General features: G+C 72.8%; 11 protein-coding genes. 7 read left to right on the top strand and 4 right to left on the bottom strand.

Translation table 11 applies throughout. The features are described from left to right. Positions 1-37 precede the first annotated feature (37 nt). Entirely contained in the window at positions 38-742 is a 705-nt protein-coding gene (locus tag ACIQOE_RS02080; RefSeq protein ID WP_351325387.1) for a methyltransferase domain-containing protein, read from the bottom strand. An 80-nt stretch (positions 743-822) separates the two neighbouring features. Next, positions 823-1,497, bottom strand: a complete 675-nt coding sequence (locus tag ACIQOE_RS02075; RefSeq protein WP_365569941.1) for a DUF3043 domain-containing protein — start codon at positions 1,495-1,497, stop codon at positions 823-825. A 199-nt stretch (positions 1,498-1,696) separates the two neighbouring features. Between ACIQOE_RS02075 and ACIQOE_RS02070 the strand changes: the two genes are divergently transcribed. From ACIQOE_RS02070 to ACIQOE_RS02045, 6 genes are all read left to right on the top strand, one after another. Next, entirely contained in the window at positions 1,697-2,488 is a 792-nt protein-coding gene (locus tag ACIQOE_RS02070; RefSeq protein ID WP_351325298.1) for a PspA/IM30 family protein, read from the top strand. 28 nt (positions 2,489-2,516) lie between these two features. After that, positions 2,517-2,795 (top strand): hypothetical protein, encoded by a 279-nt coding sequence (locus tag ACIQOE_RS02065; RefSeq protein WP_351325385.1) that lies wholly within the window; start codon positions 2,517-2,519, stop codon positions 2,793-2,795. Positions 2,796-3,031: 236 nt separating this feature from the next. Further along, positions 3,032-4,282: a sensor histidine kinase gene (locus tag ACIQOE_RS02060; protein WP_362639407.1), complete on the top strand. Its 1,251-nt coding sequence runs from the start codon at positions 3,032-3,034 to the stop codon at positions 4,280-4,282. Further along, the gene (locus tag ACIQOE_RS02055) at positions 4,279-4,962 is read left to right on the top strand and encodes a response regulator transcription factor (RefSeq protein ID WP_351325296.1); all 684 of its coding nucleotides are present in this window, start codon (positions 4,279-4,281) and stop codon (positions 4,960-4,962) included. Before ACIQOE_RS02060 ends, ACIQOE_RS02055 begins: the two co-directional genes overlap by 4 nt. Before the next feature lie 197 nt (positions 4,963-5,159). After that, a complete protein-coding gene (locus ACIQOE_RS02050; RefSeq protein WP_401409025.1) occupies positions 5,160-8,273 on the top strand; it encodes an efflux RND transporter permease subunit in 3,114 nt (1,037 codons plus the stop codon). Between the two features lie 139 nt (positions 8,274-8,412). After that, a complete protein-coding gene (locus ACIQOE_RS02045; protein ID WP_401409023.1) occupies positions 8,413-10,638 on the top strand; it encodes a PQQ-binding-like beta-propeller repeat protein in 2,226 nt (741 codons plus the stop codon). A gap of 15 nt (positions 10,639-10,653) precedes the next feature. Here the strand turns inward: ACIQOE_RS02045 and nadA are convergent, their stop codons facing one another. Next, positions 10,654-11,838 (bottom strand): quinolinate synthase NadA, encoded by a 1,185-nt coding sequence (gene nadA, locus ACIQOE_RS02040; RefSeq protein WP_401409020.1) that lies wholly within the window; start codon positions 11,836-11,838, stop codon positions 10,654-10,656. A 326-nt stretch (positions 11,839-12,164) separates the two neighbouring features. Here nadA and ACIQOE_RS02035 point away from each other — a divergent pair, with 326 nt between their 5' ends. Continuing rightward, positions 12,165-12,521 carry an iron-sulfur cluster assembly accessory protein gene (locus tag ACIQOE_RS02035; RefSeq protein WP_030951236.1) on the top strand — a complete coding sequence of 119 codons (357 nt, stop codon included), beginning with the start codon at positions 12,165-12,167 and terminating at the stop codon, positions 12,519-12,521. Positions 12,522-12,588: 67 nt separating this feature from the next. Here ACIQOE_RS02035 and ACIQOE_RS02030 read toward each other — a convergent pair whose 3' ends face one another. After that, complete coding sequence (locus ACIQOE_RS02030; protein WP_401409017.1) at positions 12,589-14,343, bottom strand: hypothetical protein; 1,755 nt, start codon at positions 14,341-14,343, stop codon at positions 12,589-12,591. Positions 14,344-14,425 lie beyond the last annotated feature (82 nt).

The raw sequence follows: 14,425 nt of genomic DNA, 5'->3' as shown, positions 1-14,425 counted from the left end.
GCGTGCTGCTGACCCGAACGGGCAGCACGCCGCGGGTTCAGCCGCGGACCCCGCACAGATGCAGCAGCGCGGCGACCGCGCGGTACGGATCGGTCCGCCCGGCCCGCTCCTCGGCCGCCAGCAGCGTCTCCAGATCCCCGGGCGCTCCGGCGCCGTCCGGGGCCGTGTCCGTGAACACCCGTACGCCGTACCAGGAGTGCAGCGGCGCCCCGATGCCGGCGAGCGCCGCGGTGACGGCCGCCAGCCGGTCGGCGCGCACGTCCAGGCCGAGCCGGTTGCGGTAGGAGACGGTGTCGAAGGCGTCCAGCGCCCCCGCCCAGTCACCGCTCAGCCCCGGCCGCATGGCCAGCGCGTCGGCGTTGCGCACCAGCAGCGACAGCAGCCCGCCCGGCGCCAGCATCCGGGCCAGTCCGGCCAGCAGCGCGTCCGGCTCCTCGACGTACATCAGCACGCCGTGACAGAGCACCAGGTCGAAACCGCCCGGCAGGAAGTGGACGCCCGTGTCCCGGCCGTCGCCCTCGACGATCCGCACCCGCTCGCGGATGCCCTCCGGCTCACCGGCCAGGGCCTGGCGCGCGGCGGCGATCATCGCCGGTTCGCGCTCGACACCGGTCACCTGGTGCCCGGCACGGGCCAGCCGCAGCGCCTGCGTGCCCTGTCCCATCCCCACGTCGAGCACCCGCAGCCGCTGCCCCACCGGGAACCGGCCGGCTATCTGCTCGTCGAGCTGCCGGGCGACCAGCTCCTGTCGTACGACGTCACGCAGTCCGCCCAGCTTCTCCAGCCAGGCCTTCGCCGCGCCCCCGGTGAACGGCTCTGCGCTCAGGGCCGCTCTCCGCGCTTGACCTGCGGCTTGGGCAGCCGGAGCCGACGCATCTGGAGGGAACGCATCAGACCGTAGGCGACGGCGCCCTTCCGGTTCTGGTCGGGGAAGCGCTCGGTGAGGCGCTTGCGCAGCCGGATGCCGCTCACCGCCGCGTCGAGCACGATCAGCACGATCACGACCAGCCACAGCAGCAGCGCGATGTTCTTGATCGCCGCGTTGTTGACGACGCTCATGACCAGGATGATCACGGCAAGCGGCAGGAAGAACTCCGCCACGTTGAACCGCGAGTCGATCCAGTCGCGGGCGAACTTGCGGACCGGGCCCTTGTCACGGGCCGGCAGGTACCGCTCGTCGCCGGTGGCGAGCGCCTGGCGCTGCCGCTCCATGGCGGCACGCCGGTCCTCCCGCTGACGCTTGGCCGCGTCCTTGCGGTTGGTCGGCGTGCTGGCCACACTGCGACGCTGGGTCTGGGCCGCACTGCGCTTGGGCGTGGGCCTGCCCTTGGGCGCCTGCGGGTCACGGGTCTGCTTGGAGTCGGTCACCGCCGCCTTGTCGGCGGGGGCCTTCTCTTCCTTGGCACGGCTACGGAACACAAAACCCAAGGGTACGGGGTGGATGCGTGTGGGCCCTAGTCCGGCGGGGAACGATCCCGCAACGCCGGACGTCTCCATGGGGGACAGAGGGGACGATGCAGACGCTTCGCTCAGGGTTCACTCTCCTACCTGTGCCGGAGCGGAGCGGTCGGCAGTCGTCCTTGGGGATGAGCGCATCGGTCCCCGAACAGTGCGGTAATGGAGGCAGGGCCCGTACTGTGGGTTCTGTCGCAGGATCTGTGAGCCGGAGTCCGTCAGAAGGGGGCGCGCGAAGCCCATGAGCGGTGTCATGAAGCGTATGGGGATGATCTTCCGCGCGAAGGCGAACAAGGCCCTGGACAGGGCCGAGGACCCGCGCGAGACCCTCGATTACTCGTACCAGAAGCAGCTCGAACTGCTCCAGAAGGTGCGCCGCGGGGTGGCCGACGTCGCCACCTCCCGCAAGCGGCTCGAACTCCAGCTGAACCAGCTCCAGCAGCAGTCCTCCAAGCTGGAGGACCAGGGGCGCAAGGCGCTCGCGCTCGGCCGCGAGGACCTCGCCCGCGAGGCGCTGTCCCGCCGCGCCGCCCTCCAGCAGCAGGTGACCGACCTGGAGACCCAGCACTCCACCCTCCAGGGCGAGGAGGAGAAGCTCACCCTCGCGGCCCAGCGCCTGCAGGCCAAGGTGGACGCCTTCCGCACCAAGAAGGAGACCATCAAGGCCACCTACACCGCGGCCCAGGCGCAGACCCGCATCGGCGAGGCCTTCTCCGGCATCTCCGAGGAGATGGGCGACGTCGGCCTCGCCATCCAGCGTGCCGAGGACAAGACGCAGCAGCTCCAGGCCCGCGCCGGCGCGATCGACGAACTCCTCGCCTCCGGCGCCCTCGACGACCCGACGGGCATGGCCAAGGACGACATCGCCGCCGAGCTGGACCGCCTCTCCGGTGGTACGGATGTGGAGCTGGAACTCCAGCGGATGAAGGCGGAGCTGGCCGGCGGCCAGCCGCAGCAGGCCATCGAGGGCGGCGCCGGCCAGGACCGGCAGGCGCAGCAGCCGCAGGACACCCCGCGCTTCGACAAGCAGTAGCCGACGCCTGGAGGGCGACATGGCCGACATGGTCGTAAGGATCATGGGGGAGGGCCAGGTGAGGCTGGCCGACAGCCACCTCACCGAACTGAACAGGCTGGACGACGAACTCCTCGCGGAGACCGAGTCCGGCGACGAGGCGGCCTTCCGCCGCACCCTGACCGCCCTCCTGGACAAGGTCCGGGAGCTGGGCAGCCCGCTCGCGGACGACGCCCTGGAGCCCTCGGACCTGATCCTCCCCTCCCCGGACGCGAGTCTGGAGGAGGTCAGGGCACTCCTGAGGGACGACGGCCTGATCCCGGGCTGACCCGAGGCCCCTGACCCGAGGCCCGCGGACGAAGGCGGACCCGTATCCCCGCCCACCCCCTCCGGGGCCGCGGACGAAGGCCGGTCCGCACATTGATCAGCCCGTCCGGCGCTTGAGGACGAGGCCGTTCAGGCCGAAGCGGGGGTGCGGGGGCGGCAGCCCCCGCGAACGGCACCCGCGGCGGCGGGCCGGAGCGCCGGTTCCGGCGCACCCGGAGCCGCCGTACTGTTCACACCGTGAGCCCCTTCGAAAGAGCCCGCTGCCGCGTCGGCGCCCACCCGCTCGCGGTGGACGCGGTCATCGCCGCGGGCGCTCTCGTGTGCATGGTCGTGAGCTCCTTCGCCGTCCCGCACGGCGCGCACGGCGTCGCCTGGGGCATCCGCACCCCGGACCCGCTCAGCCTGGTCCTGATGACGCTCGCCGCCGTCGCCCTGGTCTTCCGCCGGCACGCCCCGAAGACGGTCCTCGCCGTCACCGGCGCGGCCTCCGTCGTCGAATGCGTCACCGGCGACCCCCGCGCCCCCGTCGCGATGGCGGCCGTCGTCGCCCTCTTCACCGTCGCCGCCACCACCGACCGCCGCACCACCCTGCGGGCCGGCCTGCTCACCATGACCGTGCTGACCACCGCCGCGATGGCCGCGGGCCCGCTGCCGTGGTACGCCCAGGAGAACCTCGCGATCTTCGCCTGGACCGGCATCGGCGCCACCGCGGGCGACGCGGTGCGCAGCCGGCGGGCCGTCGTCCAGGCCATCCGGGAGCGGGCCGAACGCGCCGAGCGCACCCGCGAGGAGGAGGCCCGCCGCCGGGTCGCCGAGGAGCGGCTGCGCATCGCCCGGGACCTGCACGACGTCGTCGCCCACCACATCGCCCTGGTCAACGTGCAGGCCGGCGTCGCCGCGCACGTCATGGACAAGCGGCCCGACCAGGCCAAGGAGGCGCTCGCCCACGTCCGCGAGGCCAGCCGCTCCGCGCTCAACGAACTGCGCGCCACCGTCGGCCTGCTCCGCCAGTCCGGCGACCCCGAGGCCCCCACCGAACCCGCGCCCGGCCTGCACCGCCTCGAAGAGCTCGCCGACACCTTCCGCAACGCCGGCCTCCAGGTCGAGGTGGCCCGCGCCGACCAGGGCACCACCCTGCCCGCCGCCGTGGACCTCGCCGCCTACCGGATCATCCAGGAGGCCCTGACCAACGTGCGCAAACACGCGGGGCCCGAGGCCAAGGCCGAGGTCAGCGTCGTACGCGTCGGACCGCACATCGAGGTCACCGTCCTGGACGACGGCCCCGGCGAGGGCGCGGAGTCCGCCGCCACCGAAGGCGGCGGCCACGGCCTGCTCGGCATGCGCGAGCGCGTCACCGCCCTGCGCGGCACCCTCACCACCGGCCCCCGCTACGGCGGCGGCTTCCGCGTCCATGCGATCCTGCCCGTCAAGACCGACGCCGACGACCGTACGGACCGCCGCACGGCCGCCCTGGGGGATTCCGCATGACGATCCGTGTGCTGCTCGCCGACGACCAGGCACTGCTGCGCAGCGCGTTCCGCGTGCTCGTCGACTCCGAGCCGGACATGGAGGTGGTCGGTGAGGCCTCCGACGGCGCCGAGGCGGTGCGGCTGGCCGGGCAGACGGCGGCCGACGTCGTCCTGATGGACATCCGGATGCCGGGCACCGACGGGCTGGCCGCCACCCGGATGATCAGCGAGGATCCGTCCCTCGACCGGGTCCGGGTGGTCATCCTGACCACGTTCGAGGTCGACGACTACGTCGTCCAGGCGCTGCGCGCCGGTGCCTCCGGCTTCCTCGGCAAGGGCAGCGAACCCGAGGAGCTGCTGAGCGCCATCCGGGTCGCCGCCGGCGGCGAGGCACTGCTGTCCCCGGCCGCCACCAAGGGCCTGATCGCCCGGTTCCTCGCCCAGGGCGACGACGGAGCCGACGGCCGCGACCCGGCCCGCGCCGAGCGGCTGGACGCGCTCACCTCACGCGAGCGCGAGGTACTGGTCCAGGTCGCCGGCGGACACTCCAACGACGAGATCGCCGAGCGCCTGGAAGTCAGCCCGCTGACCGTGAAGACGCACGTCAACCGGGCCATGGCCAAGCTGGGCGCCCGCGACCGGGCGCAGCTCGTCGTGATCGCCTACGAGTCGGGACTGGTCCGCCCGCGGATGGACTGACCTCCACCCGCGCGTACTCCACCGGGAGTATGAGCCCGGTGAAGGACGGCACTCAGGGCCTACGGGAGGGGGGCCGCGCATGGGTGAGGGTGGTGGGGTGGGCGCTCACAGGTGCCCCCTGTGCCGCTCGTCCGTCGCTCACGCGCACCGCTCCGCAGCTCCGCGCACAGCAGCTCACCGAAAAGAGACCCTGACCCATGTCCTGGCTGTCCCGATTCAGCCTCGCGCAGCGGGCCCTGATAGGCCTCATGTCCTTGATCGCGCTCGTCTTCGGAGCGATCGCGATCCCGCAGATCAAGCAGCAGCTGCTGCCCACCATCTCCCTGCCCATGGTGTCCGTGATCGCCCCCTACCAGGGCGCGGCGCCGGACGTCGTCGAGAAGCAGATCGTCGAGCCGATCGAGAACAACCTCGAAGGCGTCGAGGGCGTCACCGGCGTCACCTCGACCGCGAGCGAGGGCAACGCCGTGATCATGGCGTCCTTCGACTACGGCAACGACACCAAGCAGCTGGTGGCCGACGTCCAGCTGGCCGTCAACCGCGCCCAGCTCCCGGCCGACGTCGACCCGCAGGTCATCTCCGGCTCCACGGACGACATGCCGACCGTGGTGCTCGCCGTCACCTCCGGAAAGGACCAGCAGGCCCTCGCCGACCAGCTCGACAAGACGGTCGTCCCGGACCTGAAGGGCATCGACGGCGTGGGCCGCGTCCAGGTCACCGGCGTGCGCGACCTCCAGGTCACCGTCACCCCCTCGGACGCGAAGCTGGCGAAGGCGGGCCTCACCTCCGCCGCCCTCGCCCAGACGCTCCAGGCGGCCGGCGCGACCGTGCCGGCGGGCTCCTTCGACGAGGACGGCGCCAACCGCACCGTCCAGGTCGGCGGCGGCCTCACCTCGCTGGCGCAGATCAAGGACCTGAGGGTCACCGGACAGGGCGGCACGAAGCCCGTGCGCCTCGGTGACGTGGCCTCGGTCGCGGAGCGGGAGGCCCCGGCCGACTCGATCACCCGCACCGACGGCCGTCCCAGCCTCGCCGTGAACGTCACCATGGACCACGACGGCAGCGCCGTCTCCATCTCGAACGCGGTCAAGGACAAGCTGCCCAAGCTGCGTCAGGACCTCGGTTCCGGCGCGACCCTCACCGTGGTCAGCGACCAGGGTCCCGCGGTCTCCAAGTCCATCAAGGGCCTGACCACCGAGGGCGCCCTCGGCCTGGTCTTCGCGGTCCTGGTCATCCTGGTCTTCCTGGCCTCGGTCCGCTCGACCCTGGTGACGGCGGTCTCCATCCCGCTGTCGGTGGTCCTCACGCTCATCGTGCTGTGGACCCGCGGCCTCTCCCTCAACATGCTCACCCTCGGCGCGCTCACCATCGCCATCGGCCGGGTCGTCGACGACTCGATCGTGGTCCTGGAGAACATCAAGCGCCACCTCGGCTACGGCGAGGAGCGCCAGGCCGCCATCATCGGCGCGGTCCGCGAGGTGGCCGGCGCGGTCACCTCCTCCACCCTCACCACGGTCGCCGTCTTCCTGCCGATCGGCCTGGTCGGCGGCATGGTGGGCGCCCTGTTCGGCTCGTTCAGCATCACCGTGACGGCCGCGCTGCTCGCCTCCCTGCTGGTCTCCCTGACGGTCGTACCGGTGCTGTCGTACTGGTTCCTGCGGGCCCCGAAGGGCACCCCCGAGGACGCCGCGGAGGCCCGTCGCGCGGCCGAGGCGAAGGAGGCCGACAGCCGGCTCCAGCGCGCCTACGTGCCCGTCCTGCGCTTCGCGACCCGGCGCCGCCTGACCAGCGTGCTGATCGCCGTCGTGGTCCTGGTCCTCACCTTCGGCATGGCCGGGGCGCTGAAGACCAACTTCTTCGACCAGGGCGACCAGGAGGTCCTCACCGTCAAGCAGGAGCTGAAGCCGGGCACCAGCCTGGCCGCGACCGACGCGCAGGCGAAGAAGGTCGAGAAGCTGCTCGCCTCCGTCGACGGGGTCAAGGACTACCAGGTCACCATCGGCTCCTCCGGCTTCATGGCGGCCTTCGGCGGCGGCACCGACACCAACCAGGCGTCGTACTCCGTGATGCTGGACGACGCGGCGTCGTACGACAAGGTGCAGACCGCCATCGAGGACGGCCTGCACAAGCTGCCGGGTGTCGGGACGACCACGGTGTCGGCCGGTGACGGCTTCGGCAGCCAGGACCTGAGCGTCGTCGTGAAGGCGGCCGACGCGGACGTGCTGCGCAAGGCCTCCGAGCAGGTCCGGGCCACCGTCGCGAAGCTCGACGACGTCACCGACGTCACCAGCGACCTCTCCCAGAGCGTGCCGCGCATCTCGGTGAAGGCCAACTCCAAGGCCGCCGCGGCCGGGTTCGACGACCAGACGCTGGGCGCCGCCGTCACCCAGGCGGTCAAGGGCACCACGGCCGCGAAGGCCACCCTCGACGACACCGAGCGGGACGTCGTCGTGAAGTCGGCGAAGCCCGCCGAGACCCTCGCCCAGCTCCGCGCCCTCAAGCTCGGCCCGGTGAAGCTCGGCGACATCGCCACCGTGAAGGTGGTGGACGGGCCGGTCTCGATGACCCGGATCGACGGCCAGCGCGCCGCGACCGTCTCGGCGAAGCCGACCGGTGACAACACCGGCGCGGTCAGCAGCCAGCTCCAGTCCAAGATCAAGGCGCTGAAGCTCCCGGCGGGTGCGACGGCCTCGATCGGCGGCGTCACCTCGGACCAGGACAGCGCGTTCAAGAACCTGGGCCTGGCGATGCTGGCGGCGATCGCGATCGTCTTCATGCTGCTGGTGGCGACCTTCCGTTCGCTGGTCCAGCCGCTGATCCTGCTGGTCTCCATCCCGTTCGCGGCGACCGGCGCGATCGGCCTGCTGGTCGTCACCGGCACCCCGATGGGCGTCCCGGCGATGATCGGCATGCTGATGCTGATCGGCATCGTGGTGACCAACGCGATCGTCCTGATCGACCTGGTCAACCAGTACCGGCGCCAGGGGTACGGCGTGGTCGACGCGGTGATCGAGGGCGGCCGGCACCGGCTCCGCCCGATCCTGATGACCGCGCTGGCGACCATCTTCGCCCTCCTGCCGATGGCGCTCGGCGTCACCGGCGAGGGCGGGTTCATCGCCCAGCCGCTGGCGGTGGTCGTGATCGGCGGTCTGATCACCTCCACGCTGCTCACCCTGCTGCTCGTCCCGACGCTGTACGCGATGGTCGAACTCCGCAAGGAGCGCCGGGCGGCGAAGCGGGCGGCGAAGCGGGGCGGCACGGACGCGGACGCCGCGCCGAAGGCGGAGGAGCCGCAGCCCGCGGGCGTGTGACACCCCCGCGCGCGGCGGCCGGAACGCCACCGCGCACGACGGCCGGTTCCCGGGACACCCCCGGGAACCGGCCGTTCGCGTGCGGCCGTTCCGTATGCTGGCGCCGCGAACCGCAGGACGGGGAAGGGGAGTTTTCGGCGTGCCGCTGCACAAGGACGACCCGAGGTCCCTCGGCGGGTACCGGCTGGCCGACCGGCTCGGGGCCGGCGGCATGGGCATCGTCTACCGGGGCCGGTCGCGCTCCGGGCGCGAGGTCGCCGTCAAGGTGGTGCACGCCCAGTACGCCGGCGACCCGGTCTTCCGCGCCCGGTTCCGGCAGGAGGTCGAGGCCGCCCGCCGGGTCAGCGGGGCCTTCACCGCACCCGTCCTGGACGCCGACCCGGACGCGCGCGCCCCGTGGATGGCCACCCAGTACGTGCCAGGACCCTCCCTGGCCGCCCGGATCAGGGCCCAGGGCGCGCTCCGCCTCACCGAACTGCGGCCGCTGGCCCTCGGCCTGGTGGAGGCGCTCGGGGACATCCACCGGGCCGGGGTCGTGCACCGGGACCTGAAACCGGCCAACGTCCTGATGGCCGACGACGGTCCGCGCGTCATCGACTTCGGCATCTCCCGGGCCGCCGAGGGCCACCACACCCTGACCGAGACCGGGCAGATGGTCGGCACCCCGCCGTTCATGTCGCCGGAGCAGTTCACCGACGCCCGTACGGCCGGTCCCGCCTCGGACGTCTTCTCGCTCGGCGCGCTGCTGGTGTACTGCGTCACCGGACGCGGCCCCTTCGACGCCGACAGCCCCTACCTGACCGGCTACCGCGTGGTCCACGACGAACCCGTCCTGGACGGTGTGACCGGCTCGCTGCGCGCGGTCCTGGAGCGCTGCCTGGCCAAGGACCCCGCCGCCCGGCCCGGACTCGACGCACTGGCCCGGGAGTTCGCGGCGGCGCTGCCGGAACCCGGGCCGGACGAGCCGCACACGACGACCCTGCGGCCGCTCTCCGCGCGGCCCGGCACCGCGCCGTCGGCCGGCGACACCACGGGGCCGTTCCGCGCCCGCCGCCCGCGCCGCCGCGCCCCGCGGCTGCTGCTCGCCGCGGCCGCGGCGACCGCCCTGGCCCTCACCGGCTACCTCCTGCCCGGCCCCTGGAACGCCGACGGCGAGACGCGCACCGGCTCCCCGGCGGCCCCCGGATCCCGCTGGGGGACCCTGCCCGACGGCTGGAAGCCCTGGCAGACGACGGTGTCCGCGACCGCCGAACGGGGGGTGACGAAGGCGCCCGGCTACGAGGGCGACACCTCGCCCTCCTGCGTCTCCGACGGCTCCTCCGTGTACTGCGGCGGCACCGCCCTGCTCCCCACCCGGATCGACGCCACCACCGGCCGGACGCTGTGGCGGGCCGGGATCGCGCCCGCGGGCGTCCCCGCCGACCGCTTCATCACGACCGTCCTCGGCGTGGACGACGGCCGGGTCCTCGTCGAACTCCAGGTCACCGCCGACAACGGCGCGGGACAGGCGCAGTCCGTCATGGCGCTCGACGTCGGGAACGGCACGAGGATCTGGTCCCGCCCGGTCCGCACCGACAGCCTCGGCTCGGCCTACGCCGACGGGGTGACCCTGACCCAGGAGGGCGACGGCGGCGCCGTCACCGTCCGCTCGGCGCGGGACGGGAGCGTGCGCAGGACCGTGCCGGTGCCCCGCGGCTGGCTCTGCTCGCTGCTGTCGGCCGGTGACTTTCCCTACGTGGACTGCGGCGACCAGGCGGACGGCTCGCGGGCCACGCGGTTCTTCACCGTCGACCCGGCCCACGGCCCGGTGCGCACCCTGGACTCGCCGGCCCGGACCGGCAGTTTCGTCGGCAGGCTCGGCAAGCAGCTGGTCTTCCTGGAATCGGACGACCAGGACGTGAACAACGGCCCCGACCTGATCTACACCCGCATCGTGCGGGCGGACGCGGAGACCGGCAGGCGGTCGGTGACCGAGCTGCCCGAGCACTACCGGGGCGGGCTGCCCACGCTGGCCCGCGGCACGCTCTACCTCGCCACCTCCAGCGGCCTGGTCACCGCCTTCTCCCCGACGACCGGGAAGAAGCTGTGGAACAGCCACACCACCCTGGAGACGCCGGGCCAGGCCTCGGTGGACGCGAGCGGCCGCACGCTCTACATGGCCGGCGCGAGCGGCCGGGTGGCCGCGCTGGACACGGCCGCGGGCACGGTCCTGTGGGAGTCCTCGGCCCGCGCCGAGGTACTGGGCAACAGCGGCCTGCTGCCCACCGTCTGGTTCAACCGGGGCGCCCTGGTCCTGTCGACCTCCGACGGCACCGTCTTCACCCTCGACCCGGCGCACCCCGAGCGGAAGCCCGTCCCGGGGTGACGCAGGGCGGTACGGCTACGGCAGCGCCAGCATCCGCTCCAGGGCGAGCTTGGCGAACTCCTCGGTCTCCCGGTCGACCTCGATCCGGTTGACCAGGTTGCCCTCGGCCAGCGACTCCAGGGCCCAGACCAGGTGGGGGAGGTCGATGCGGTTCATGGTGGAGCAGAAGCAGACCGTCCTGTCGAGGAAGACGATCTCCTTGCCCTCGGGAGCGAAACGGTTCGCCAGCCGGCGGACCAGGTTCAGCTCGGTGCCGATCGCCCACTTGGAGCCGGCCGGCGCGGCCTCCAGGGCCTTGATGATGTACTCCGTCGAACCGACATAGTCGGCGGCGGCCACCACCTCGTGGTGGCACTCCGGGTGGACGAGGACGTTCACGCCCGGGATGCGCTCGCGCACGTCGTTCACCGAGTCCAGCGAGAAGCGGCCGTGCACCGAGCAGTGGCCGCGCCACAGGATCATCTTCGCGTCCCGCAACTGCTCGGCCGTGAGGCCGCCGTTCGGCTTGTGCGGGTTGTAGAGCACGCAGTCGTCCAGGGACATTCCCATGTCCCGCACCGCGGTGTTGCGGCCCAGGTGCTGGTCGGGCAGGAACAGCACCTTGTCGCCCTGCTCGAAGGCCCACTCCAGGGCCCGCTGCGCGTTGGACGAGGTGCAGATGGTGCCGCCGTGCCTGCCGGTGAACGCCTTGATGTCCGCGGAGGAGTTCATGTACGAGACGGGGACGACCCGGTCGGCGATCCCGGCCTCGGTCAGCACGTCCCAGCACTCGGCGACCTGCTCGGCCGTCGCCATGTCGGCCATCGAGCAGCCGGCCGCCAGGTCGGGCAGGACCACCTTCTGGTCGTCCGAGGTCAGGATGTCGGCGGACTCGGCCATGAAGTGCACACCGCAGAAGACGATGTACTCGGCCTCCGGGCGGGCGGCCGCGTCCCGGGCCAGCTTGAAGGAGTCGCCCGTGACGTCGGCGAACTGGATGACCTCGTCGCGCTGGTAGTGGTGGCCGAGCACGAAGACCTTGTCGCCGAGCTTCTCCTTGGCCGCGCGGGCGCGCGCGACGAGGTCCGGGTCGGACGGCGAGGGCAGGTCGCCGGGACACTCGACACCCCGCTCGCTCTTCGGGTCGGCCTCGCGGCCGAGCAGCAGCAGGGCGAGCGGGCTCGGCTGTACGTCGAGTTCCGTGGTCTGGGCGGTGGTCACGACACGCACCCTTTCTACTTTTCGTCGTTCTGACGTTATCTATCATAACCGCTTCACGTCACTTTGACGATGGCCATTGTGTCCATGTGACGTGAATCCCGGCCCCGTACGGGAGGGTTGCGGGGGAGTGGCCACGGGGTGCCGACGCGCTGGTGACGGGACCGCCGCGGGGTGGTCGGCGGAGCACTGCGCGTGACTTCGGGCATGTGCGAGCATGAAGAAGTAGAGAAAACGCGAGAACGCGAATGCCGGCCCGGAATGAAACAGCGGACCCGCCGGTTGCACTCGTCGGCAAGCAGTCTCCGTACAACCCGGGAGAGATGTAGATGTCCGTATCGGACGAGACCAGCACCGCCACCGACGGCATCATCCTCAGTGACGCCGCCGCGGCCAAGGTGAAGGCCCTGCTCGACCAGGAAGGCCGTGACGACCTCGCGCTGCGCGTCGCCGTCCAGCCCGGTGGCTGCTCCGGCCTGCGCTACCAGCTCTTCTTCGACGAGCGCTCCCTCGACGGGGACGTCGTCAAGGACTTCGGCGGCGTCAAGGTCGTGACCGACCGCATGAGCGCTCCCTACCTGGGCGGCGCGTCGATCGACTTCGTCGACACCATCGAGAAGCAGGGCTTCACGATCGACAACCCGAACGCGACCGGCTCCTGCGCCTGCGGCGACTCCTTCAGCTGAGCCGTCGGCACGGCGAGCGGCACGAAGGCGGCGGTCCCTCCCCGAGGGGCCGCCGCCTTCGTCCGTCTCAGCCCACCTGCGGGTCGAGCGGGGTCGCCCTCTCCTTGGGCACCGCACGGCCGTCCGCGCCGACCACCTTCCGGCCGTCCAGCGGCGTGTCGAGGCGCACCGTCTTGTGGTACTGCTTGGCGATCATGACGCAGATCTTGTCCGGCCAGGGCGTCGCGGTCACCTTCACCGCCACCTGCCCCGCGCTCTCGTCCGCGGTGACCGCGTAGTCGGCGCACACCCCGCCGGTGAAAGCGACGGTGAGGTCACGGCCGTCGGCCGTGTAGCCGTCCGCCTTCACGTCCTTCGGGGCGCCCGCGGACGAACTAGGCGTCGGCGAGGCGGCGGAGGCCAGGTACGCCGGGTCCACCGCCGGATAGGTCACGGTGTACGAGTCCGCCGCGCCGCGCACCCGGAACAGCCAGGACGGCACCAGCGCCTGCCGGCCGCCCACGGAGTGCGCGGCCAGCCCGAACACCGCGCCGTCGACCACGGCCGAGGAGGCGGACGGCGAGGAGGCGGAGCACGGCTGCTCCAGCCGGTCCTTGAGCGGTACGGAACTCGCGCAGCCCCCGATCCCCATCCGGTGGTCGGACCGCGGCGCCGCGTTCATCAGGCGGAGCGTCCTCGCGGCGCTCAGCACCGGATACGTGTCGCCCTCGACCGGCGTGGCGAGCATCCCGTTGCCGCCGACGACCTCGCCCTTCCCGCCGACGGTGAGCCCGGTCGTCCAGCCGTGGGTGGGCAGCCCGCCCACGACCGGGTCGGCGTTCACCGCCCGCTGGGCGCCCATGACCTGGCTCGCGTCGAGTTCCGCGCCGTCCTGTCCGAGCGCTTTGAGCACCGGCGCGGCGGCCTTCTCGGCGGCGGCGACGCTCACCGGCGCCCGGGCCGGTGCCCCCGGGTCCCGGCCGCACACCGGTCCGGCCTTGCAGTTGTCGGTGCCGGGGGCGTAGCGGCTGTACGTCCAGATGCCCGCGGCGTCCCTGTTGACCTGGAGGCTGCCGCCGGAGCCGTCGTGGTCGGTGCCGACCTTCCACACCTGGCCCTCGGCGACCGGCGCGCCCTCCACCCCGAGCGCCTTCGCCAGCGCGGCCACCCTGTCCTTCGGGACCTCGCCGGACGGCCGGTACACCGCGGCCGAGCCGGGGCCGTCGGGGAGCGTTCCGTCCGCCCGGTAGGTCGTGCCGTAGGGGTCGGGTTCGCCCGGCGCGATGCCGTTGCCCCCGGAGGAGTAGCCGTCCAGGGCGAGCGGCGGGGGAGCGGAGCCGCCGGACGCGCCGGTCCCCTCCCGGCCCCCGCCGCCGGAACCGCCGCTCGCGGCGACATAGGCCCCGCCACCGCCGGCCAGCAGCACGGCGACGGCCACGGAGACGACGACCAGCGGAGACCGGCGCCGGACTGGACGGCCGGACTCGCCCCCGGTGCCCTCGCCGGCGCCGGCGAGGGCCGCCACCTCGGCGTCGTCGTGGGCCGCGTCCTGAGCGGAGTCGTCGTCCGGGGCCGGGGCCTTCCCCGAGGACGGTGCCGGTGCCGCGTCGGCGGCGGCTGCCTGCTCGGCGTCGTCCGCGGGCTCGGGGGTCGCGGTGTCGTCGTCGCCGGTGGCGTCCTGGGCCGGGGCCTCGGCGGGAGGCGCGTCCGGGGCGGTCGCGTCCCGCGCGGGACGCGCGGTGCCGGGTGTCCGCGGCGGCTCCGCCGTGTCCTGGGGCTCCGCGGGCTCCCCGGTGGCACCCGCGGCCGCGTCCTCGTCGTTCTCGGGTCGCTCGCTCTTCACCGCATCGCTCCTCGCCGCGTGTCGTATCCCGCCTCCCCTGCACGGGGGACGGCGATGGGACGCGGGAGGGGAGCGCGCGGTT

This window comes from Streptomyces sp. NPDC091282, assembly GCF_044757385.1.
Taxonomy (GTDB): Bacteria; Actinomycetota; Actinomycetes; order Streptomycetales; family Streptomycetaceae; genus Streptomyces; species Streptomyces gramineus.
This window is presented reverse-complemented; position numbering and strand designations above follow the sequence as displayed.

Coding starts and splice junctions, on each gene's coding strand:
- ACIQOE_RS02065 (WP_351325385.1), top strand. CDS start 2,517: ATGGTCGTAAGGATCATGGGGGAGGGCCAGGTGAGGCTGGCCGACAGC.
- ACIQOE_RS02055 (WP_351325296.1), top strand. CDS start 4,279: ATGACGATCCGTGTGCTGCTCGCCGACGACCAGGCACTGCTGCGCAGC.
- ACIQOE_RS02035 (WP_030951236.1), top strand. CDS start 12,165: ATGTCCGTATCGGACGAGACCAGCACCGCCACCGACGGCATCATCCTC.
- ACIQOE_RS02070 (WP_351325298.1), top strand. CDS start 1,697: ATGAGCGGTGTCATGAAGCGTATGGGGATGATCTTCCGCGCGAAGGCG.
- ACIQOE_RS02075 (WP_365569941.1), bottom strand. CDS start 1,497: ATGGAGACGTCCGGCGTTGCGGGATCGTTCCCCGCCGGACTAGGGCCC.
- ACIQOE_RS02050 (WP_401409025.1), top strand. CDS start 5,160: ATGTCCTGGCTGTCCCGATTCAGCCTCGCGCAGCGGGCCCTGATAGGC.